Genomic DNA, 22,049 nt, shown 5'->3' on the forward strand with positions numbered 1-22,049 from the left:
CGCGGGCCCCCGGCACATCGTCCTGGACGAGCTCTCCGGAGGCGTGGTGGATAAGCTCGACCCCCAGTCGGCGGCATTCATCAATACCAGCGGCCTGGCGAAGACCTCGCCCATGGGCATGGGCCTGTACCGGATTGAGCCGGTGGGCAAAGTGGGTTCGGTGCGGACTGCCGCGGTGCAGTTGGAAGTCCGGCCCAAGGATCGCCTTGGCCTGAGCCGGTTGCTGTTCCTGCTCAGCTACGCCGGGGAACAGGGCTTCCGGGACCATTCAGTGGAGGCCGTGGAACACCCGGATTTGTGGAGTGCCCTGTCGGAATCGCTGGCTCAGTTGGCGGACAGGGCCCTCAGCCGCGGCGTCCTGCAGGGCTACCTGACAGTGGAAGAGTCACTGCGGACCGTGAAAGGCCGGATCCGGATCTCTGACCAGATCTCGCGCCGGCCCGGAATGATGGTGCCGCTGGAAGTCTCCTACGACGAATTCACCGAGGACATCGCTGAGAACCGCATCCTCCGGGCTGCCTTGGAAAGGATGGGTAAGGTTCCCGGTGTCCGGCCCGACGTCCTGAGCCGCTTGCGGCAGCTCAAAGGAAAGCTCGACGCCGTCACCCGGCTTCAGTCCGGTGCGCCGCTGCCGGCGTGGCGGGCCAGCCGGATGAATCTCAGATACCACGCTGTGCTGCGCCTGTCCGAGGTAATCCTCCGCAATGCCTCTGCCGAGGCCGGTGAAGGCAAGCAGCAGACCGCGTCCTTCGTGGTGGATATGGGCCAGGTGTTTGAGGAATTCGTAGGTGCTGCCTTGCGCGCTGCCATGAGCGCCCACCCGGGTGAGATGCGGCTCCAGTACGGTGCGCTGCTCAACGAGGCCGTGAATGACTCGGACCGACTGACAGTCCGCCCCGACGCCGTCCATTTCCTGGGCGGCCGTCCGGTGGTGGTTTACGACTCCAAATACAAGGCAGCTTCCGACGCCGGTGCCTCGCTCAGTGCCGATCATTACCAGTTGCTGGCGTACTGCACGGCGCTCCGGGTTCCCACAGCGTGGTTGGTCTACGCCGGTTCAGGGGAAGTGAAGCTGCGGCGCATCCTGAACACGGATATCGACATCGTGGAGTACCCGTTGGACCTGTCGCTGCCGCCCTCGGAAATTCTGGCTGCGGTGGCTGACCTCGCTGAACAGTCCTGGGGTGAAGTAGTACGCCAGGCTGTGGCGGGCCGGTCGGCGTCGGACTAGCCTGAGAGGTAAACCGTTCGGCGATTAGGAGGCACCATGGCCGGCAAGAAATCCTGGCGTGACATGAGCAAGGGCCAACGCATCTCGGTTCTGGCCAGCGGAGCCCTGAACCTGGCTTTGTTGGTGGCCGCGCAGCGCAGCATCGCCAAGACCCCGGATTCAGACATCAGGGGCAAGAAGGCTGTCTGGCGCGCGGTGTCGTTCATCAACTTCTTCGGCCCGGTCAGCTACTTCCTGTTCGGCCGCCGACGTGATGCAGCGGGTTTGAAGAACTAAGAAGGGCTCAGGCGGGCACTTTCACCGTAAACGTGGTGCCGCGGCCCGGCTCGCTCTCCAGCGTGATGGTGCCGCCGTGGGCTTCGACGATTGCCTTGCTGATGGGCAGCCCCAGCCCCACACCGGGTATGGCGCTCTTGCGAACCCCGCCGGCCCGGAAGAACTTGGTGAAAGCTTCCGCCTGTTCCTCTTCGTTCATGCCCATGCCCGTGTCAGTGACGCGGCAGAACACAAAGTCCTCGTCCTCCCACGCTGCCACTTCCACGTCGCCGCCGTCGGGTGAGTACTTGATCGCATTGGACACAAGGTTGTCCAGTACCTGCGCAATGCGTGAGGAATCGACGTGGGCTTCCAGGGCATCGGGAAGGTCCACCGAGAGGCGGATACCTGCTTTGGCTGCCCGGGGTTCCGCGGAGCTCACGCTGCCTCGCACCAGCTCAGCCACATCAACGGCGTGTGGCTGGATGACGATCTGGCCTGAGCGCACGGCCAGGAGGTCGGAAACAAGAGTGAGGAGCCGCTCGGCGTTGCGCCTGACGATGTCGAGTTGTTGACGGGACCGGACATCGAGGGCGTCGGGATCGTCCAAGATCAACTCCACGTAGCCCAGGATGGACGTCAACGGGGTCCTGAACTCGTGGGAGACGTTGGAAACAAAGTCGTCCTTGGCCGCCAAGGCGTTCATCAGGTCTGTGACGTCGCTGAACACCACCACCGATCCCGTGAACTTTCCAGCGTCGTCCACCATGGGCCGGGCACTGGCGGTGAAGGCGCGTTGACCCTCTCCGGCACCGAGCCAGACCAACTGATCGGTGAACCGCTCGCCCAGAACGGCGCGTCTGACGGGCCGGCGGTCCGCGTCCAGCGGCGTGGTCCTGTCGATGTCGAAGACCAGCAACTGGGACTCGTTGGGATCGTCGATATCGGTAGGAGTGGCCAACACGTGGGTTTGGCGTTGGCGGCGGTTCATGAGGATGTCGTGTCCCTCGCCGTCGACCGCTACTACTCCCAGCGGCAGTGCTTCCATCACGGTATTCAGGAGCCGTTCCTGCTTGGTGCTGACCTCCAAGGCTTCTTTGAGGGCCTCGTCCTTTTCCTCCAAGGCGCGCTGCTGTCGCACCATGCTCAAGGTCAGGACGCTGACGGACACCCCGATTCCCAGGATCAGGATGGGGAAGAGCAACGGCTTGGTGAGCGCCTGTTCGGTGATGTCACCCTTGACAAACACAGGAACCCACACGATAGCCAAGGGCCCGAGGAATGACAGGACTATGGCCAGCTTTGGATAGAGGCCCGACGCGCAGAGCCAGATGACAGGCAGAACCACCAAAACGCTGAGGCCAGTGAGTGCTTCTTGTCCACCTTCACGTCCGAAGGCTATGGAAACCATGTCAAGGACAGGGATGACGAGGAAGCTGGGGAAGGGTAACCGGTGCCACGGGACAATGACGCATGCGGCAAGGAGGAATGCCTGGCTCAGCAGGAATATCAGGAAGTATGGATTCTCCAGTGTTGCCGGGAAAAACAGCCAGACCAGAATGGCCGAAAGACAAACACAGACAGACAACGGCAGTTGGCTGAGGACAACCCGCATCCGCAGGGTATGTTCGTGGAACGAGCGCTGAAAAACCAACAGTTTCTTCTTTTCACCGATGTCCCACGTCGAAGGGTGGGTCATGGCACATCCACCACGGATGCAGAAGAAAGTCGGTTCATAAGATCAGCCTAACCATAATGGATATACTTCTGAGGTTATCGAAGGGGCTGAGGGGCAGCGATGAGTGAAGTACGTGTGGGGCTGGTCATTGAAGATGACCAGGATATTCGCGAGCTGGTAAGGGTTGTCCTATCCCAGGCAGGGTTCGATGTTCACACTGCGTCCACCGGTTCTGCTGGTGTGACGTCGGCACGTGAACTGAATCCGGATGTCATTACGCTGGATCTCGGCCTCCCGGATATTGACGGCTTTGAGGTTGCCCGCCAGATCCGCAAGTCCTCCGATGCCTACATCATCATGCTGACCGCCCGCGCCGAGGAACTCGATACCCTCATGGGGCTGGAGGCCGGCGGCGACGATTACCTCACCAAGCCGTTCCGTCCCCGCGAACTGCGCGCCCGTGTTGAGGCCATGATGCGAAGGCCCCGCGCGTCGTCGGACACCAAGAACGTTGTTGAAGAAGTTGACCCCGAGGTGAGCCACAACGGCCTGGCCGTCTCTGCAGGTTCCCGCACCGCCGTTCTGAACGGTGCGGAACTGAAACTCACCAGGACCGAATTCGACCTCCTGCTCGCGCTGCTGGAAACCGGCCGGATCGTCCGGACCAAGGCAGACCTGGCCCGTCGCCTCCGCAACGAACCGTACGACGTCGGAAGTTACGTCAGCGATGCCGACGAACGCGCCGTCGAGGTGCACATGGGCAACCTGCGCAAGAAACTTGGCGACAGCATCCAGGCCCCCCGCTGGCTGGAGACAGTCCGCGGCGTCGGATACCGACTCGCGCCCTCCTCAAGCAACAACTAGCCACGCGCTGGGGCTCCGCCGCGATCACCGGGTGGTTGCGGGCGGGGTCCTCGGGCATGCTCAGAGGATCGGCGTTTCCAGCTCCGTAATGGTGCCGAAGACAAACTGTTCGATTTCCACAACCTGGGGCCCGAGCTCGTTAAGATGGTCCGCATTGGGCAGGAGCCTGAGGCTGATCTCCAACTCCGTAGCCAAGCGGTTCATGCAGATGGCACCCACCATGTGGCTGGAGGTCTTCAGGCTGAGGACCGCGTCCATGGCGTCTTCCATGTCCAGGTTCTCTAGGGCCCTATGGAGCCGGGACACCCGCCAAGGCAGCAAGGCTACGTAGTTGCGGACGAAGGCGCTGATGATGGCATGGTCTCCGCCAAGCTCCGCCTGGAGCTCGGTGAGGACGGTCCGATCTACCAGGGAGTCAGTGCACTCGTCGTACTCAGACACCTGACTCCTCCCGCCTCCAAACAATAGATTCACGATTCAACAGTAGGACCCGTGGAACGGCGGAAGCGCCAGAAAACGAAAGCTTGATCCAATCTTGAGCGGACTCAGAGGGAGTCTTGATTGCCGCCCCCCAGAGTAGGACAGCAGAGGCAAGATCACGGATCTGGGGGATTCCAGGCTTGAATCAAGGATCGGGAAAAAGCATGAACAGCAGTCCTCGTCCATCACCTGGCTTGATGGTCACCATCGTTTTGTGCATGACCGTCCTTCTGGGCATTGGCGGGACCGCCGCCTACGCATTATGGGAACAGGGCACCCGCACCACCGTCACCGACCAGACCGCAAGCTCTGCACCGCCCACTTCCGCCCCGTAGCCGTAGGGGCCTGCAGACCGCCCTCCAAAAACTGTGTGAGCCTGTCTTCGAGAACCGATTGGTCTTTCAGTTCGCACTCCCACACCGTCAACACGTCCCAGCCGCTGTCGGCTAGTTGCTCCCGTTGCAGGGCGTCGCGCTCGCGGGTCCGGGTCCGCTTGGTTTCCCAGAACTCCGCATTGGCCGCAGGCGCATGCTGCCCTACGCGGCACGTATGAAAATGCCAGAAACAGCCGTTGACGAAGATGACTTTTCGCCGGCCCGCGAACACCAAGTCTGGTCGCCCGGGAAGCTTTGCCGTTCCGGCCTGTCCGTGCAGCCGATACCGGTAACCTTTCGCATGCAGCAATCTGCGGACCAGCAGCTCCGGCTTGGTGTTCTTGCCGCGGATTCTGGACATGTTGCGGCTGCGCTGCTCCGGCGTCAGGAGGTCCCGGCTCTCGCCCATAATCCCAGCCTACCCAGGCTCCGCCACCGCTGTCCGCAGGATGTCGGCACCATGGCACCGGTCGCGCTTCAGCCGCGAGTTCATGACGCGAGCCTCCCGTGCCTGGAGCACTCTGCGGTCCAGCCCAACGGGGTGACCTGGACTTTCATGCGGCGGCGGCATTGCGGGCAAAAGCGCGGTGGCTCCATCGTCAGGCGCTGTTGGCAGCCATCGTGGGCGTCCGACGTCGGGCTGTCACCGTTGCCGTCGCCCCCACCGCCGCAGTGGCCGCAGTACTGCTGGCTAAACGCCGTGGTCACAGCGACTTCTGGAATTCCTTGATGGGCATGTTGAGCTCCACCAACAGGTTCAGGTCGGCGTTGGCGGGGCGGCCCAGTGTGGTGAGGTAGTTGCCTACGATGACCGCGTTGATTCCGCCGAGCAGGCCCTCCCGTGTGCCGAGGTCGCCGAGGGTCAGTTCGCGGCCGCCCGCATAACGAAGAACGGTGCGGGGCATGGCCAGCCGGAACGCGGCGATGGCCCGGAGGGCATCTTTGCCGTCCATGATTCCCTGGTTTTCCAGGGGTGTACCGGGGCGTGGGTTGAGAAAGTTCAGCGGGACTTCATGGGGTTCAAGGGCTGCGAGTTGGGCGGCAAGTTCAGCGCGCTGCGCCAACGACTCACCCATGCCGATCAAGGCACCGCAGCACAGTTCCATGCCGGCCGCCTTGACCATGGCGCAGGTTTCCAGGCGTTCCTCATAGCTGTGGGTGGTAACTACCTCGGGGAAGTAGCTGCGCGCGGTTTCCAGGTTGTGGTTGTAGCGGTGGACGCCCCACTCGGCCAACTGGTCTACTTGCCGCTGCGTGAGCATGCCCAGCGAGCAGGCGATGTTGATGTCCACGGCTTCATTGATGCGGTCGATCGCGAATTTGATCTGGTTCATGAGCTTGATGTCAGGCCCGCGGACGGCTGCGACGATGCAGAACTCCGTGGCCCCCGTGGCTGCGGTTTCCTTGGCGGCCTTGACCAGCTCCGGGATGTCCAACCAGACTCCGCGGACGGGGGAGTCGAACAGCCCGGACTGGCTGCAAAAATGGCAGTCTTCCGGGCAGCCCCCGGTCTTGATGGAGATGATCCCTTCCACCTCCACGTCCTCGCCGCAGTGCTTGAGCCGAACCTCGTGGGCAAGTTGCAGGGCTGCGGGGATGGCGTCATCCGGTAGCTCCAGGATCTCGATGAGCTGGGCCTCGTTCAGGCCCTCGCCGCGTTCGAGGACCTGCTCCCGGGCGGTGTCCAGGATGCCGTAGCCAGTGGATTCAGGGGCTTCTTGGGGTGCTTTCGTGGTCATGTCCTTGACGGTATCCGCGCTGGTGAAGGGCGATTTTGTGGGGTGCGTACAAACTGACGTGGTGGATTTTGGAGGTGACTGTCCGGGGCGGCTGGCGCAGAAGTTACAGCTGTGAAACATGCACGTGACTGAATTGACGCGCTGCGTGACTAGCGTCGGGGACGAGGCACCCCTCCCCGGACGAAAGCGACCACGCATGAGCGACGACAAGACGAGTACCGCAACACTGGAGCCGACGACGGCGGCAAGCACCGCCGTCGGAATCGGCGGCTCCGTTTCAACGGCTCCAGGCAACGCCGATGCCATGAGTGCGGCCAAGGAGAGCCTGGAGGATTACACGCTCCGGTTCGCCCCGCGTTCCTACCGGAAGTGGAGTGCCGGTGTGGTGGCCACAAGTGCGCTGGGTGGCATTGCCTACCTGGCCGACTTCTCCATTGGCGCGAACATCGGCATCGCCTACGGAACGGTGAACGCCATCTTCGGCATCATCGTGGCCGCGGTGATCATCTTCGCCACGGGGTTCCCGTTGGCGTACTACGCAGCCCGGTACAACATCGATTTGGACTTGATCACCCGCGGCTCGGGTTTTGGCTACTACGGTTCGGTGGTCACGAACATCATCTTCGCCACCTTCACGTTCATCTTCTTCGCCCTCGAAGGCTCCATCATGGCCCAGGGCCTGCAATTGGGCCTGGGCATTCCGCAGTGGATCGGCTACGCCGTGTCCACCATCATCATCATCCCGCTGGTGATCTATGGGATGAAGACGCTCGCCACGTTGCAGGTGTGGACCACGCCGCTCTGGCTGCTGCTCATGGTGGTCCCAGTGGGCTACCTGCTGCTGTCCCACCCCGAAAGCATCGACGCGTTCTTCGCTTTCACCGGAGCATCCGGCGAAGGTGGTCCCAACCTGGCTTCGGTAATGCTGGCTGCGGGCGTCTGCCTGTCCCTGATGGCGCAGATCGCTGAGCAGATCGACTACCTTCGCTTCATGCCGCCCAAGACCGCCGAAAACAAGGGCGCCTGGTGGCGCGCAGTGATCCTCGCTGGACCGGGCTGGGTCATCTTCGGCGCCATCAAGCAGATCATCGGCCTGTTCATTGCCATCTACCTCATCGCCAAGCTCGACCCCGCAGCGGCATCTACCGCGAATGAACCGGTCCACCAGTTCCTGGGCGTCTACGAAGAAATGATGCCGGCGTGGCTCGCGATGACCCTGGCCGTGGTGCTCGTCGTCATTTCCCAGATCAAAATCAACGTCACCAACGCCTACTCCGGCTCGCTGGCTTGGACAAACTCCTTCACGCGCGTCACCAAGACCTACCCGGGGCGCATGGTGTTTGTGGTGGTGAACCTGGTCATCGCATTGATCCTGATGGAGTCGAACATGTTCGAGTTCCTCAACACGATCCTGGGCTTCTACGCCAACTGCGCCATGGCCTGGGTGGTCACTGTTGCCTCTGACATCGCCATCAACAAATACCTGCTGAAGATTTCACCCAAGGTTCCGGAGTTCCGTCGCGGGATGCTCTACGCCGTGAACCCCGTGGGCTTCGTGTCCATGCTGGTCTCTGCCGGGGTTTCCATCGCAGTGTTCTTCGGGGCCTTTGGTTCCGGTGTCCAGCCGTTCTCGCCGATCTTCGCAGTGGGCCTGGCGCTGATCCTGCCGCCCGTGCTGGCTCTGGCCACCAAGGGACGCTACTACCTGCGGCGCACCGACGACGGCATTGACCTCCCGATGTTCGACGCCGACGGCAACCCCAGCGACCAGAAACTCCTCTGCCACGTCACCGGTCTTGAATTCGAACGCCCGGACATGCTCCGGTCCGGTCAGGATGGGCCCGACGGCGAACCCCAGTACATCTCGTCCCTCGCCTTGTCCACGGATAAGTCGGGCGAGTTGGTGCTCCCGGCCCAGAAATAACCCTCCCAACCCAACTAAGTAACAGCACCTGCTCTATTGAGTGGTCATTGGAGCGTGTGCTGTTACCTACTTGGGCCCACGCGAAACGCCCCGGCTTCCATCAAGGGAGCCGGGGCGTTGCGCTGTGTGTTTTCGTGCTGTGTATTGCTGCTGTGAGGCTTACTTGTCGAAGGCGTCCTTCGCGGCGTCCTTGACGTTCTCGCCAGCCTGCTTGGTCTTGGCGGCGGCTTGGTCAGCGACACCCTCGGCCTGCAGTTTCTCGTTGTTGGTGGCGTCTCCCAAGGCTTCCTTCGCCTTGCCCGAAACTTCCTGTGCCTTGTTGCTGATCTTGTCTCCGAGTCCCATGGGCCCTCCTTCGATGTAATCCAACGTTGACGATTGCTAGGCTAGCGAGCAATTCTGGGTACTTCCTGAACGACTTCCAAGATAGTCAGGATGCTTACACTGAGATCATGGCTGAGGAGATCCTGAACGAACAGACGGAGCAAACGGACCTGGACGAGGACATCGCCATGGCCCTGGTTAACAATGTGGTCTCCGAATCCTACGATCCGGAGGACGAAGCATCGGATCCCCGTACCAAATACCCGTCCGAAGGGTTCGAGCCACAAACCCAGGATTATCCGGGCTGGACCGAGGCCATGACTCCCCGCCCCGATCACGGCGAACAAAGCTACGTGGGGCACAGCCGGATGCTGGGCCGCCGGACCCTGATTACGGGCGGCGACAGCGGGATCGGTAAAGCCGTAGCGATTGCTTTTGCCCGTGAAGGTGCGGACGTCGCTTTCACCTACCTGCCTGAAGAAGAGCAGGACGCCGAGCATACTGTCCAGCTGATCGAAGACGCCGGCAGCAGGGCGCTCGCGCTACCTGGTGACTTGCGGGACGAAGAGTTCTGCCAGGAAGTCATTGCCCAAACCGTTGCCGAATTCGGTGGGCTCAATGTGCTTGTGAACAACGCCGGGTTCCAGATGACCACGAGCCGGGGGATCGAAGACCTCAGCACCGAACAGTTCGATCAAACCTTCAAAACCAACGTTTATGCGCTGTTCTGGCTCACCAAGGCGGCCCTACCGCATTTGAAGCCCGGCGCCGCGATCATCAACACCTCGTCCGTCCAGGGTTACCATCCCAGCCCATCACTCATCGACTACGCAGCGACGAAAGCAGCCATCAACAGCATGACCTTTTCGTTGGCAGAGTCACTGGGTCCTCAGGGGATCCGCGTCAATGCAGTAGCGCCGGGTCCCGTGTGGACGCCACTGCAGCCGCCCACCCAGCCCGCGGAAAAGATCCAAGAGTTTGGCCAGGACACCCCCTTGGGGCGCGCAGGGCAGCCTGCCGAACTTGCCGGGACCTATGTCCTGCTGGCCAGCGAAGATTCCAGTTATATCTCCGGATCGGTCATCGGCGTCACCGGCGGCAAACACCTCGCCTAGTGGTTTGTCTGAGCGTCATTATGGCTTGAGGACCACCTTGATGCATCCGTCCTGCTTCTTCTGGAACTTCTCGTAGAGTGCCGGTGCTTCATCCAGTCCTCCCGTGTGGGTGACCAGATGCATGACGCCCAGCGGATCGGCGTCGTCCTCCACCAAGGGAAGCAGATCGTCAGTCCAGCGGCGCACATTGCATTGCCCCATGCGGAGTTGGATCTGCTTGTCGAACATAGTCATCAGGGGCATCGGGTCCGCCTGCCCGCCGTAGACCCCGCTCAGCGAGATCGTCCCGCCACGACGCACCAGATCCACGGCTGTATGCAGTGCAGCGAGCCGATCGACGCTCATGGTTTCCATGGCAATCTGCGCGGGTTTGTCCGGCAGCAGGGAAACCGCCTTGTGAAGGAAGGACGCCACAGGGGATCCATGGGCCTCCATGCCCACAGCATCCACCACGGAATCCGGGCCGCGACCCAGTGTTTGTTCGCGGATCCGGCCGGCCACGTCTGAGCTGTAATCCATGGTTTCAATGCCGTGGGCCTCCGCCATCGCGCGGCGTTCAGCAACCGGATCAACGCCGATCACCCGGAAGCCCTTGTAGGCCCCGATCCTCGCAGCAAACTGGCCCACGGGACCCAGTCCGAGCACCGCGAGGGTGCCCCCTTCCGGAACGTTCGCGTAGTCCACTGCCTGCCAGGCCGTGGGAAGGATGTCCGAGAGGAAGAGGTAGCGCTCATCCGGGGCGCCCGACTCCACTTTGATGGGGCCGTAGTCGGCATAGGGAACGCGGAGGAACTGGGCCTGGCCACCGGGAACGGAACCGTAGAGCTCTGAGTAGCCAAAGAGGGCCGCCCCGGATCCCTTCTCCTTGACCTGGGTGGTCTCGCACTGCGACTGCAAGCCTTGGTTGCACATGTAACAGCGCCCGCAGGAGATGTTGAAGGGCACCACAACACGGTCGCCCTTCTTGAGCCGGTGGACACCCGGGCCCACTTCTTCGACGATTCCCATCGGCTCGTGGCCGATGACATCGCCCTTGTGCATGTACGGGCCGAGCACTTCGTAAAGGTGGAGGTCCGAGCCGCAAATCGCGGTGGAGGTGATCCGGACAATCGCATCCGTAGGCTCTTGGATGCTGGGATCGGGGACGTCTTCAACGCTGAGTGAGCGCCGGCCTTGCCATGTCACTGCTTTCACAATTACTCTCCCTGCTTTCGGCTGGAGGTGTCCCGCGCTGCAGGAGACCACCCCAGCGAATCAGAGATGGCATCGGCGCACAAGGCCGGCCGCCCTCGACACTGCTCGCGGCCGAGCCTAGATTGAGGCTATGAGCGAAGAACCGAACGAAGCTGACGTTGCGCCCTCTGAAGCCTCCAAACCCACGGTGCCTGCCGGCGTCGAGCATGACAAAAGTGCCGCCGGAAACGGTGACTTCACCACGGAAGTGGACCCCACCTTTATCCCTGATGAAAGCGGCGAATCCCCGGTGGAGAAGCGGGCCAGGGAGCATCCCGAAGCGACGGGAAGCTAAAACTAGTAAGTAATCTGACCAGTAGTGTTAACATGGTGGGCAAGGGAGAGTTTCGGGCAGAGTTGACCGAGGAGTGTCTGCGTTGTCATCGATGAAAAACCCTCTGGTTCCAGGCGACGCAACCCGTCCCCACGCCGAACCCCTCCAGTGCCGTCAATGCCGGTCCGACGATCACTTGGATCTGGAAACCATCGAATCCCTTGAGCCGCATGCCGGCGACTTGATGGTCCGGGTCTCTTATAGTTGCCTGGCCTGTGAAGTCCCGTACACCCACAACGCTGCCTTCCACGACGTGGCCGCGGTCCTCAACCGCAACGGGTCGGCGTCGGGACTGCTGCAATTTGGCGGACAGTACTTCCATTGCGGTGAACCAATGCAGTTCACCAAATCCTCAGCTCGAAGCGTCTATGCACCCATGACCACGGAAGTCGTTGAGGACGGCCTCCTCGAGGTGTACTTGAAAACGCGCGTCATCGAGTGCCGGTGCGGCTTCCGGATGGAGCTGCCGGCATGAAGGCGGGCATCGTTTGGGGGCGCCCTGAACTGGGTACGTCCCAAGCAGCAACCACAGCGTGGGCTACGAGCGGCGCCCATAGAAGCCGCTCACCAGGGAGGTAATCCGCATGGATACAGGACAGCTGGTTCTCATCATCGTGGTGGCCGTCGTCGTCATCGCCGCTGTGATCGTCGCGGTCGTCATCGGACGTCGGAAGAAGGCGGAGGTCAACCGCCACCGAGCAGCGGAACTTCGCGAGAAGGCCGCGGAAGAAGCCATCGGAGCCCACCAAGCCAAGGCCGAATCGGCCCAGGCGGAGGCGAATGCGCTGCAGGCCGAGGTCGAAGCCAATCGGCTCCGGCAGGAAGCGGAACGCCACGCGGAGAAGGCCAACGAGGCTCATGGGCGGGTAGAGGAACACCTGCGGCACGCAGACAAGTTGGACCCCAATACCGGGCAGGATCGCTCGACTGACGCAGATCGCTCACAGGACCCGGATCGCCGGGCCGACGAGGGCCGCCCGGCCGCAGTTGAAGGCGAACGCCTGACTCGGGACCGCAGTGGCCGCGACGGCGCCACGCGCGAACGAACCCCACACGAAGGTGACAGGAACTTGTAGTTTCACAGGAGAAACGGAGGGCGGGAAGTGAGCATCGTGGTGAGGCGAACAGGTGAGGCTGTGCGGTCGACTGAGTCGAAGGCGACGCGGCATGCGGTAGATGTGGTTCTGGGACACTTGGGCGAGATCGGACCGGCCGTTGCGGCCCTGCGCCGCGAATCGTCCAGGCTGGCCGAATGGGGCGAACAACTGGCGCTTGTCAGGCTGCGCGGTGGAACTGTGTTCGCCGCAGGCAGCGACGGATCCTCGCACGAGGCGCAGAGGTTCACCTCGGAACTGGCGGCTCACGACCGCGGAGACGGGTCCGGCTTCAAAGCGATCTACATTCCCAAGGGCGCCAGTGGCTCCAACGGGACTACCCCAAGCATCAGTGCCCAGCTCTCTGAACAGGTGCGGCGTGGAGACATCGTGGTGCTGCTGGCTGCCAAGGGAATCACCGACGAGCTCCGCGACGCTGCTGCCGCCGCAAAATCGGGTGGTGCGATCGTGTGGGCCCTGACGGGTAAGGAGTCCAAGGAGCTCGCGCAGTCGGTCAATGAAGCAATATGCATCAACACCGATCCGCCACACGCCGAGGAAGCGCATCTGGTGGCGGTGTTGGCTCTCTGCGAATGCTTTGATGACGCACTGAAGCACGTCAAGCCGGCGTGACCCCGGACTGACTGGGCCGGGTGGCGGAGAAGGCCAGCCCGGGCGTGTGATCTGCACCTCGTTTGGAATAGTTGCAGACGCCATGCAGTTGCGCAGAGTGAACCTGTTTCATTCTGAAAGGAACTGCGCATGCTGTTTTCCCCTCTGGCCCTCGGCGAGCTTGAACTTTCCAACCGACTGGTGATGGCGCCCTTGACGCGTCTTCGCGCCGGTCAGAACGGCGTGCCGGGTCCGTTGATCGCCGAGCACTACCGCCAGCGGGCTTCCCTGGGGCTGATCGTCAGCGAGGGAACCTACCCGGTTCCGGCCGGTCAGTCCTACCCGGGACAGCCAGGGCTCGTCACCGAGGCTCAGATCGCCGGCTGGAAGACAGTAACCGACGCCGTGCATGCTGAGGGTGGCCGCATCTTCGCGCAGGTCATGCACGGAGGCCGCGTTTCCCATGCCGACATCACCGGTGGGCACGAGATCGTGGGCCCCAGCGCTGTTGCCATCGAAGGTGATGTCCGCACCCCCAATGGCAAGCAGCCGTACCCCGTACCGCGTGAACTCCGCACCGACGAACTTCCGGGCGTCATTCAGGAGATCGTCACAGCGTCCAAGAACGCTATCGAGGCAGGGTTCGACGGCGTCGAGCTCCACTCCGCCAACGGTTACCTGCTGCACGAATTCCTTGCACCGAACTCGAACGTCCGCACAGACAGCTACGGCGGCTCCCCGGAGAACCGCGCCCGCTTCGTGATCGAGACGGTCAATGCCGTGGTCGAAGCCCTCGGTGCCAACCGCGTCGGCATCCGGATTTCTCCGGAGCACAACGTCCAGGGCATCGCCGAGGTTGATGCTGCCGACGTCCGGGCAACCTACGAGGTGCTGGTGGACACCATCGCCCCGCTCAACCTTGCTTACCTGAGCATCCTGCACCACGACCCCAAGAGTGCTTTGGTCCAGGATCTTCGCGAACGGTTCAACGGAACGTTCCTGGTGAACACCGGCTTCAGCGAAATCACGACCCGCGATGAAGCCTTCGCCATCATCGAAGACGGCCTCGCGGACGCTGTGGTGGTGGGCCGCCCCGCCATCGCCAACCCGGACCTTGCCCGCCGCTGGCGCGAGAGCCTGCCGCTCAACGAGCCGGACGCCTCCACCTTCTACGCCGACGGCGCCGAGGGCTACACGGACTACCCGTTCTACGCGAACTAAAGCCCAGCACCCCCAGTAAAACCACGACGTCGGCACTCACCTGAGTGCCGACGTCGTGGTTTAACCTGTGGCCACCCCATTGACTGGCAGCTGGTGAGGGAAGGTGACAGGACCACGTGCCCGGTCCCGAGCGCGGCTTCCTATAGGATTTGTGGCATGTCTGATCCTTCCCCGGCCGGTGCCCGCGCTGGCTTTCCCGTCAGCCGCCAAGTGCTGGCCGACCACGTCTACGAAGCCCTCCTCGAGTGGCTCATGGACGGCCGTTTGGAACCGGGGGCGGCAGTGAGCATCGACGGGATGGCTCGTGAACTGGACGTCTCGCCGACTCCCGTGAGAGAAGCCTTGGCCCGGTTGGAGCACACAGGCATGGTCCGGCGGGTGGCGCTCAAGGGCTACAGGGTTGCCCCCGTGTTTACCCGCGAAGACTTCGCGGAACTGATGGAAGCCAGGCTCTCCATTGAACCCGTCAATGCAAAATTGGCGTGTTCGCGCATGACGCCGGAGGGATTGGATGCCCTGAAGCAGGCCGTCGAAGACCTGAAGACTGCACCCCGGGGCGGAACTTTTGCCGAGTACCGCAGCTATCTCGAGGCCGACGAACGTTTTCACCAACTCATCGCCGCGCAGGCAAACAACCAGTTCCTGCTCGCGGCCTACAACACCCTGGGTGGGCAGATCCAGCGGTTCCGACTGTTCGGGGGAGTGGGCATCACCGACGCCGAGCAGGCCATCGCCGAACACCAGGCCGTACTCGACGCCATGGCCAGCGGCGATCCGGACAAGGCCGCGAAGATGATGATCGACCACGTCGAAAAGGTTCGTGGCAGGGCCATGGCTGACGCTCCGGAGGACTAGCTCCCGGACCCACGAGGGTCCGCTGGCCCTTGCCGGCGGGCCCTTCCTGCTGGGTTTCGTGACCCCCTTCACAGTCAAATGTATGACATATAGGATCTAGGAAGTTTCGCAAAAGGGTTGACAGTCTTGCTTGGTTCGTAAATCCTATAGGAAACAGGATTCCACGAAGGAGTGATCACTATGGCGTACACCGCCAAGGACTGGCCCATTACGGCGGCCCTCCTGCAGTTCCCCGGCACCGACGCTTCGGGAAACCACGTCAACGACGCCGATGCTTCCGTTTGGGCGGCAGTCCTCCAGGAAGTGAAGGACGCCGGTTTCGCCAAGGCGGACCTCACCGACAGCTGGGTTCGTCCTGGCGACCTCAGCAAGGACCGGCTGGCCGAGTTCAAGCAAACCGCCGACGAGGTTGGCATCGGGGTTCCCGTCATCTCCGCTATCCGCCGCAGCATCATCCACGCAAAGGACTGGGCAAACAACCTCGCCTACAGCCACCGCACCATCGACGCCGCTGCCGAGCTTGGCTGTGAAGTGGTGTCCTTCGGGCTTCACCAAGCCATCACCCCAGAGCAGCAGAAACAGCTCTGGTTCTGGACCGTTGAGGGTTATAAGGATCCGGTGGGGGACAAGGAAGCATGGGGCAACGCCGTCTCCCGCCTTCGCGAGCTCGGTCAGCACGCAGCAGAGGCGGGGGTGCTGATCTCGCTGGAAATGTACGAGGACACCTACCTCGGAACTGCTGACTCCTCGGTTCAGCTGGTCCAGGACATTGGCTTGGACAACGTCGGCCTGAACCCGGACCTCGGGAACCTGATCCGCCTCCACCGGCCCATCGAGGACTGGCGCGAGATGGTGGCAAAGACCCTGCCGTACTCCAACTACTGGCACATGAAGAATTACCTCCGGGACGAAGATGTGGCGCGCGACAGCTACATCACCATGCCGGCGCCGATGGAGAGCGGTCTCATCAACTACCGCGAGGCCTTCAAGTTCGCGCTGTCCGTCGGATTCCAGGGCATCCTCTGCACTGAGCACTACGGTGGCGACGGTCTCAGCGTCACGGCCAGCAACCAGGATTACCTCCGCCGCCACGTCCTGCCGAAGACCGCAGGCTATGAACTCGGCAAGAGCCAGGTGGCCCAAGGACGCCAGGTACCGGCAACGCAGCTCGCAGGAGTGTAGGAAGATGACCCGGATTTTTGACAACCCGGCAGATTTTGCCGATGAAGCGCTGGACGGCTTCGTAGCCGCCAATCGCGGCTACGTCGCCCGCGTTGACGGTGGCGTCGTCCGCTCCACCGAAGTCCCCCACGGCCAGGTCGCACTGGTGGTCGGCGGCGGTTCCGGGCACTACCCGGCCTTCGCTGGACTCGTCGGACCCGGACTTGCCACGGGTTCGGCGTGCGGCAACATGTTCGCGTCGCCGGCGGCAGGCCAGGTGTATCGGGTGGCCAAGGCTGCCAACGCCGGCGGTGGCGTCCTGCTCAGCTACGGCAACTACGCAGGGGACGTCCTGCACTTCGGCCAGGCGCAGCTCCGCCTCAACGCCGAGGGCATCGAAACGCGGACAGTCACCGTCACTGACGACATCGCCAGCGCGCCGATCGAACAACTCGAGAAGCGCAGGGGCATTGCCGGCGACCTCACCGTCTTCAAGATTGCCGGCGCCGCGGCCGAGGCGGGACTGGACCTTGACGGCGTCGAACGCTTGGCCATCAAGACGAACCATCGGACCCGTTCCCTGGGAGTGGCCTTTGACGGCTGCACGCTTCCCGGTGCCAAGGATCCGCTGTTCCATGTGCCTGCCGGGCAGATGTCGCTCGGCCTGGGCATTCATGGCGAGCCCGGCATTTCCGAGCACACCATGCCCACAGCATCCGAGCTGGCCGAACTCCTTGTGTCGAAGCTTCTCAACGACAAGCCCGAGGACGCCGGGGACCGCGTGGTGGCTATCGTCAACGGACTGGGAACGGTGAAGTACGACGAACTCTTCCTGCTGTTCGGCAAGGTGGAAAAGCTGCTCACGGCCGCGGGACTCACCGTTGTTGAACCCGAGTGCGGCGAGCTGGTAACCAGCCTGGACATGTCCGGACTGTCGCTGACGCTGCTGTGGCTGGACGAAGAGCTTGAGCAGTTCTGGGCCGCACCCGCGAACACTCCGGCGTTCCGCAAGGGCAGTATGGCGCCCCGCGCGCCCCGTGCTGGCATCGCAGCCGACGACGCCGAAACCGCCGACGTCGAACAGCCCACCGCCGCTGCGGCTGACCTTGGGCAGTTGGCCGTGGCCGTCCTCGCCCAGGTGAGGGACGTCGTCGTCGAGCATGAAGAGGAACTCGGCAAGCTGGACGCGATCGCCGGCGATGGCGACCATGGCATTGGCATGCGCCGCGGCGTCGACGCTGCAGCTGCGGCTGGGGAAGCTGTGAGCGGTGGATCCGCGGCGCGGGTCCTGACCGCAGCCGGCGAGGCCTGGAGTGAGCGCGCCGGCGGAACCTCGGGAGCCCTGTGGGGCTCAGCGGTCATCGCCGCCGGGTTGTCGCTCGGGAACCGCGAAACGTACACATCGGAGGACGCAGGGGCCGCTGTACAGGCGTTCGTCCGCGCCATCACCGAGCTCGGCAAGGCAGAGCCTGGGGACAAGACCATGGTGGACGCGCTCCTGCCCTTCCGGGACGCCTTCCTGACAGAGCTCGACGGCGGGGCTCCCGTTGACCGGGCGCTGGCAGTTGCCGCTGCGGCTGCTGAGTCCGCTGCCGCCACAACCGCGGATTTGCGCCCGCTCAAGGGCAGGGCACGCCCGCTCGCGGAAAAGAGCCTTGGCCATCCCGATCCAGGGGCGGTCTCCTTCGGGCTGATCGCCGCCAGGATCTCGCAATTCATCGATTCACAACTGGCCTCGGCTGCCCCCACGGGGCAGCGGTCGGCCGGGAACGGAGCCCAAGCATGAGCAACACCGAAGGCTGGCGCATCGTCGTTGGCAATGACGAAGCCGGAGTCGAATACAAGCAGGCACTCATGGCGTTGCTGGAAGCGGATCCCCGCGTGGCAACAGTGACGGACGTCGGCGTTGGTTTCAACGACTCCACCGCGTACCCGCACGTCGCCGTTGACGCCGCCCGCAAAGTGGCCGAAGGCGAAGCCGACCGTGCACTGTTGATCTGCGGAACGGGCCTCGGTGTAGCCATCGCGGCCAACAAGGTCCCCGGAATCCGCGCCGTCACTGCCCACGACAGCTACTCCGTGGAAAGGTCCGTCCTGAGCAACAACGCACAGGTCCTCACGCTCGGCCAGCGGGTGATTGGCCTGGAACTGGCCAAAAAGCTCGTAGGGGAGTGGCTGGGCCACCGCTTCGACCACACCTCCTCCTCCGCCGCCAAGGTGGACGCCATCTGCTCGTACGAGCCCGACTACACGAAGGCAGTCTGATCATGACCACTCCCGAGACAACCGAAGCTACAGCCGACAACGCAGCCCGGAAGATCGCCGTCGTCGGCTCCGGCTACATGGGTGGCGGCATCGCCCAGGTGCTGGCTCTTGGCGGGGCACGTGTTGCCCTGGCCGATGTCTCTGCCGAGGTCGCGCAGAAGAACTACGACCGCCTGCTGGAGGAGTCGGAGCAGTTCATCGCCGACGGGCTCTTTCCGGCAGGGTCCACGGAGATCCTCAAGCAGAATCTGTGGGCAGCCAAGGACATCGAAGAGGCCGTTGCGGACGCAGATTTCATTGAGGAGTGCGTTCCTGAGGTCCTGGACATCAAGCACCAAACCCTCGCCCGCATCAGTGCCGCTGCCCGCCCGGACGCCCTGATCGGTTCCAACACCTCCACGATTTCCATTGGCGCACTGGCAGAAGCCGTCACCAACCCGGAGCGGTTCCTGGGTGTGCACTTCTCCAACCCGTCACCGTTCATTCCCGGCGTCGAGATCATCCCGCACGCCGGCACGGATGCCGCAACGGTTGCCGCGTCCCGCGAGCTGGTCCACGCGGCCGGTAAGCAGACCGCCGTCGTCAAGGACGTCACCGGCTTCGTACTGAACCGTCTGCAGTACGCGCTGTTCCACGAAGCCGCGCAGTTGGTGGAGCAGGGAGTCGCTACAGCGGACGACGTCGACACGCTGGTGCGTACGACGTTCGGCTTCCGCTTGCCCTTCTTCGGCCCGTTCGCCATCGCGGATATGGCCGGTTTGGATGTGTACAACTTCTGCTACAAGTCGCTGCAGACCGGCTTCCCGGAACGCTTCGCGACGCCGAAGATCCTTTCGGACCTGGTGGACGCAGGCAAGTTGGGCACCAAGACCGGTGCAGGCTTCCTCAATGTTCCCGCCGAACGCACTCCGGAACTCATCGCCTACCGCAACAAGGCCTACGTGGCCATGCAGAAGCTCATTGAAGAGCTCGGCCCCGCCCCCATCAACTAAGACCTTTCAGGAGAAGACCTATGACTTTCCCCGCAGAACGCACAGCAATTGTCACCGGCGCCGTTTCCGAGCGCGGCATCGGCCGTGCCACCGTGAATTACCTGGCTGCCCAAGGGTGGAACATCGGCATCATCGACCTTGATGACGCCGCATGCAAGATCGCAGCCAAAGAGATCGCCGCCGAATATGGCGTCCAGGCCCATGGCGTTGGTGCCAACGTGGCCAGCGAAGCCGAGGTCCGCGCCGCCATTGACGAGCTTGAAAAGGAACTGCCGCAGATTGTCGCGCTGGCCAACGTTGCCGGAGTCAGCTCGCCTGTTGGCTACCTGGAACTCGAACCTGCTGAGTGGGACCGGGTCCTGAACATCAACCTCAACGGCGTCCACTACGCCACCCGCCGTGTGGCCGAGTCCATGGTCAAGAACCGCATCGGCCGCATCGTGAACATTTCCTCCGTGTCCGCTCAACGCGGCGGCGGCACCTTCTCCAAGACCCCGTACTCCGTGGCCAAGGCCGGCGTCATTGGCCTGACCCGCGCAACGGCCAGGGAGCTCGGCGAATACGACATCACCGTCAACGCCATTTCTCCGGGCCCCATCGACACCGACATCATGGGTGGCACGCTGAGCCAGGAACGCAAGGATGAACTCACCAAGGACCTTGTGGTGAACCGCGTGGGCTCCACCCGTGACATCGCAGCCGCTATCGCTTTCCTCATCAGCGAGGACTCCGGATACATCTCCGGCCAGACGCTGAATGTGGATGGCGGACTGTACATGCACTAGGCCGTCATGCGGACCTGGACTCGAGAACGCAAGATCTACCTTGCCGTGGGCGTCCTTGCCTGCGCCGTGGGCCTGGTGCTCATATTCTTCCCGCGCTGACCGCGCCTGTGCGCGGCTGACCGCGCTGCGCTGGTCATTTCCTGTCACTCAAAGAGGAGTTTCAATGTCTGTTGCCACCAATTCCACCAAGGAGTTGCTGGACACGCCGGTCCTCAAATCGGCGATCTCCAAAGCTTCGCGGCGACTCATGCCGATGCTCGTCATCCTCTACGTGGTGGCCTTCCTGGACCGCACCAATGTTGGCTTCGCCGAAGCTGCGCTGGAAGTGGACAGGGGCATCACCGCCGGGGCTTACGCCCTGGGTGCCGGCATTTTCTTCATCGGCTACGCCCTGTTCGAGATTCCCAGCAACCTGCTGCTCACCAAATTTGGTGCCAAGGTGTGGCTGGCCCGCATCGCCATCACGTGGGGCATCGTCTCTGCGTGTTTCGCGTTCGTCCAGGGTGAAACGTCCTTCATCATCCTCCGGTTCCTGCTGGGCGTCACCGAAGCCGGTCTGTTCCCCGGCGTCATCATGTTCCTGGCGGCTTGGTTCCCCAACAAGGTTCGTGTGAAGATGTTCGCCATCTTCTACCTGGCCCAGCCGTTCTCCCAGATGATGGGTGCACCCCTGTCCGGCTGGCTCATCAACATCGGCGACCAGGTTCCGGGCGTCGCAGGCTGGCAGGTGATGTTCTTCGTTGAGGGCATGCTCGCCGTCCTGGCCGGTATTGCCGCCTACTTCTTCCTCATCAACAGTCCCCAGGATGCCAAGTTCCTGACCAAGGAAGAGAAACGGGCTTTGTCCGATGTCATGGCGCTCGAAGATACCGTGAAGGAGGAATCCGGCCCTCGTGGCGTCCTTGCCTCCATGCGTAACGGCCGGGTCTGGTACTTCACGGTCATCTACTTCTGCCTGCAGGTGGCCGTGTATGGCGTGACGTTCTACCTGCCACAGCAGGTGGCGCAGCTGACCGGGCAAAAGGTGGGCATCGCCGTCGGACTCCTCGCGGCCATCCCGTGGTTCTTCGGCATCTTCGCCTGCTACTTCATCGGCAAGGCAGCCAACACCGTGGCGCGCCGCCGTCGCTGGGGTACAGCATTGTTCATCTCCACGGGCCTGTGCATCTTTGGTTCCGCGTGGGCCGGTGCCAACCAAATGCCGGCCCTGGGCATCATCTTCATCACCCTCGCGGTGTGCAGCTTCCTGTCCACCGGCCCCATTTGCTGGTCCTATCCGACGGCGTTCCTCACCGGAACTGCCGCGGCCGCCGGTATCGGCCTGATCAACTCCCTCGGAAACCTGGGTGGTTTCGTGGCGCCGATCCTGCGGACTACGGTCAACCAGGTCACGGCCTCGGACACCGGAACCATGGGTGTCTACGCCTTGGGTGTCCTGCCGTTCCTGGCCGCGCTGCTGATGTTCGGTACGAAGCGTTTCAGCAACAAGGCCGACGAACTGCTGGAGAAATAG

23 protein-coding genes are annotated in these 22,049 nt (G+C 62.7%); 17 read left to right on the forward strand and 6 right to left on the reverse strand.

All coding sequences use genetic code 11. The features are described from left to right. Nucleotides 1–22 precede the first annotated feature (22 nt). Both ABQM86_RS05935 and ABQM86_RS05940 read left to right on the forward strand, forming a co-directional pair. Nucleotides 23–1,231 (forward strand): restriction endonuclease, encoded by a 1,209-nt coding sequence (locus tag ABQM86_RS05935; protein WP_369746637.1) that lies wholly within the window; start codon nucleotides 23–25, stop codon nucleotides 1,229–1,231. Between the two features lie 36 nt (nucleotides 1,232–1,267). Then, nucleotides 1,268–1,507, forward strand: a complete 240-nt coding sequence (locus ABQM86_RS05940; RefSeq protein WP_089593976.1) for a PLD nuclease N-terminal domain-containing protein — start codon at nucleotides 1,268–1,270, stop codon at nucleotides 1,505–1,507. A 7-nt stretch (nucleotides 1,508–1,514) separates the two neighbouring features. Here ABQM86_RS05940 and ABQM86_RS05945 read toward each other — a convergent pair whose 3' ends face one another. Then, nucleotides 1,515–3,185 (reverse strand): ATP-binding protein, encoded by a 1,671-nt coding sequence (locus ABQM86_RS05945; RefSeq protein ID WP_337340872.1) that lies wholly within the window; start codon nucleotides 3,183–3,185, stop codon nucleotides 1,515–1,517. A gap of 99 nt (nucleotides 3,186–3,284) precedes the next feature. On the opposite strand from ABQM86_RS05945, the gene ABQM86_RS05950 reads away from it, so the two are divergent. Next, the gene (locus ABQM86_RS05950) at nucleotides 3,285–4,028 is read left to right on the forward strand and encodes a response regulator transcription factor (protein WP_280627171.1); all 744 of its coding nucleotides are present in this window, start codon (nucleotides 3,285–3,287) and stop codon (nucleotides 4,026–4,028) included. Between the two features lie 60 nt (nucleotides 4,029–4,088). Here ABQM86_RS05950 and ABQM86_RS05955 read toward each other — a convergent pair whose 3' ends face one another. The 3 genes from ABQM86_RS05955 to bioB all read right to left on the reverse strand — a co-directional run bounded on the left by ABQM86_RS05955 (nucleotide 4,089) and on the right by bioB (nucleotide 6,621). Beyond that, a complete protein-coding gene (locus ABQM86_RS05955; RefSeq protein WP_280627173.1) occupies nucleotides 4,089–4,469 on the reverse strand; it encodes an Hpt domain-containing protein in 381 nt (126 codons plus the stop codon). 327 nt (nucleotides 4,470–4,796) lie between these two features. Then, nucleotides 4,797–5,291 (reverse strand): very short patch repair endonuclease, encoded by a 495-nt coding sequence (locus ABQM86_RS05960; RefSeq protein ID WP_369746150.1) that lies wholly within the window; start codon nucleotides 5,289–5,291, stop codon nucleotides 4,797–4,799. A 295-nt stretch (nucleotides 5,292–5,586) separates the two neighbouring features. Next, on the reverse strand, nucleotides 5,587–6,621 hold the full coding sequence (gene bioB, locus ABQM86_RS05965; protein ID WP_369746151.1) for a biotin synthase BioB: 1,035 nt from the start codon (nucleotides 6,619–6,621) through the stop codon (nucleotides 5,587–5,589). 196 nt (nucleotides 6,622–6,817) lie between these two features. On the opposite strand from bioB, the gene ABQM86_RS05970 reads away from it, so the two are divergent. Continuing rightward, on the forward strand, nucleotides 6,818–8,545 hold the full coding sequence (locus ABQM86_RS05970; protein WP_369746152.1) for a cytosine permease: 1,728 nt from the start codon (nucleotides 6,818–6,820) through the stop codon (nucleotides 8,543–8,545). A gap of 159 nt (nucleotides 8,546–8,704) precedes the next feature. On the opposite strand, the gene ABQM86_RS05975 is transcribed toward ABQM86_RS05970, so the two are convergent. Continuing rightward, a complete protein-coding gene (locus ABQM86_RS05975; protein ID WP_089593984.1) occupies nucleotides 8,705–8,890 on the reverse strand; it encodes a CsbD family protein in 186 nt (61 codons plus the stop codon). Nucleotides 8,891–8,997: 107 nt separating this feature from the next. Between ABQM86_RS05975 and ABQM86_RS05980 the strand changes: the two genes are divergently transcribed. Next, nucleotides 8,998–9,984, forward strand: a complete 987-nt coding sequence (locus ABQM86_RS05980) for an SDR family oxidoreductase (RefSeq protein WP_280627180.1) — start codon at nucleotides 8,998–9,000, stop codon at nucleotides 9,982–9,984. Nucleotides 9,985–10,002: 18 nt separating this feature from the next. On the opposite strand, the gene ABQM86_RS05985 is transcribed toward ABQM86_RS05980, so the two are convergent. Then, the gene (locus ABQM86_RS05985; protein WP_280627182.1) at nucleotides 10,003–11,178 is read right to left on the reverse strand and encodes a zinc-dependent alcohol dehydrogenase; all 1,176 of its coding nucleotides are present in this window, start codon (nucleotides 11,176–11,178) and stop codon (nucleotides 10,003–10,005) included. Nucleotides 11,179–11,308: 130 nt separating this feature from the next. Between ABQM86_RS05985 and ABQM86_RS05990 the strand changes: the two genes are divergently transcribed. The 12 genes from ABQM86_RS05990 to ABQM86_RS06045 all read left to right on the forward strand — a co-directional run bounded on the left by ABQM86_RS05990 (nucleotide 11,309) and on the right by ABQM86_RS06045 (nucleotide 22,049). Beyond that, a complete protein-coding gene (locus ABQM86_RS05990) occupies nucleotides 11,309–11,512 on the forward strand; it encodes a hypothetical protein (protein ID WP_089593987.1) in 204 nt (67 codons plus the stop codon). Nucleotides 11,513–11,603: 91 nt separating this feature from the next. Continuing rightward, on the forward strand, nucleotides 11,604–12,026 hold the full coding sequence (locus tag ABQM86_RS05995; RefSeq protein ID WP_280627980.1) for a hypothetical protein: 423 nt from the start codon (nucleotides 11,604–11,606) through the stop codon (nucleotides 12,024–12,026). A gap of 109 nt (nucleotides 12,027–12,135) precedes the next feature. Further along, entirely contained in the window at nucleotides 12,136–12,627 is a 492-nt protein-coding gene (locus ABQM86_RS06000; protein WP_369746153.1) for a hypothetical protein, read from the forward strand. 60 nt (nucleotides 12,628–12,687) lie between these two features. Next, a complete protein-coding gene (locus ABQM86_RS06005) occupies nucleotides 12,688–13,278 on the forward strand; it encodes an SIS domain-containing protein (RefSeq protein ID WP_369746154.1) in 591 nt (196 codons plus the stop codon). A gap of 129 nt (nucleotides 13,279–13,407) precedes the next feature. Beyond that, nucleotides 13,408–14,478 (forward strand): alkene reductase, encoded by a 1,071-nt coding sequence (locus ABQM86_RS06010; protein ID WP_207596636.1) that lies wholly within the window; start codon nucleotides 13,408–13,410, stop codon nucleotides 14,476–14,478. Nucleotides 14,479–14,634: 156 nt separating this feature from the next. Then, complete coding sequence (locus tag ABQM86_RS06015) at nucleotides 14,635–15,333, forward strand: GntR family transcriptional regulator (protein WP_207596637.1); 699 nt, start codon at nucleotides 14,635–14,637, stop codon at nucleotides 15,331–15,333. Nucleotides 15,334–15,513: 180 nt separating this feature from the next. Then, nucleotides 15,514–16,515, forward strand: coding sequence for a sugar phosphate isomerase/epimerase family protein (locus tag ABQM86_RS06020; protein WP_369746155.1), 1,002 nt, complete (start codon nucleotides 15,514–15,516; stop codon nucleotides 16,513–16,515). Nucleotides 16,516–16,519: 4 nt separating this feature from the next. Further along, entirely contained in the window at nucleotides 16,520–18,280 is a 1,761-nt protein-coding gene (gene dhaL / locus ABQM86_RS06025; RefSeq protein WP_369746156.1) for a dihydroxyacetone kinase subunit DhaL, read from the forward strand. Continuing rightward, entirely contained in the window at nucleotides 18,277–18,759 is a 483-nt protein-coding gene (locus ABQM86_RS06030) for a ribose-5-phosphate isomerase (RefSeq protein WP_369746157.1), read from the forward strand. The genes dhaL and ABQM86_RS06030 overlap by 4 nt, the downstream gene beginning before the upstream one ends. Before the next feature lie 2 nt (nucleotides 18,760–18,761). Then, on the forward strand, nucleotides 18,762–19,751 hold the full coding sequence (locus ABQM86_RS06035; protein ID WP_369746158.1) for a 3-hydroxyacyl-CoA dehydrogenase family protein: 990 nt from the start codon (nucleotides 18,762–18,764) through the stop codon (nucleotides 19,749–19,751). Between the two features lie 20 nt (nucleotides 19,752–19,771). Next, nucleotides 19,772–20,536 carry an SDR family NAD(P)-dependent oxidoreductase gene (locus ABQM86_RS06040; protein ID WP_207596642.1) on the forward strand — a complete coding sequence of 255 codons (765 nt, stop codon included), beginning with the start codon at nucleotides 19,772–19,774 and terminating at the stop codon, nucleotides 20,534–20,536. A gap of 163 nt (nucleotides 20,537–20,699) precedes the next feature. Beyond that, nucleotides 20,700–22,049, forward strand: a complete 1,350-nt coding sequence (locus ABQM86_RS06045) for an MFS transporter (RefSeq protein WP_207596643.1) — start codon at nucleotides 20,700–20,702, stop codon at nucleotides 22,047–22,049.

This window comes from Paenarthrobacter sp. AMU7 (genome assembly GCF_041200195.1).
Lineage (GTDB): Bacteria > Actinomycetota > Actinomycetes > Actinomycetales > Micrococcaceae > Arthrobacter.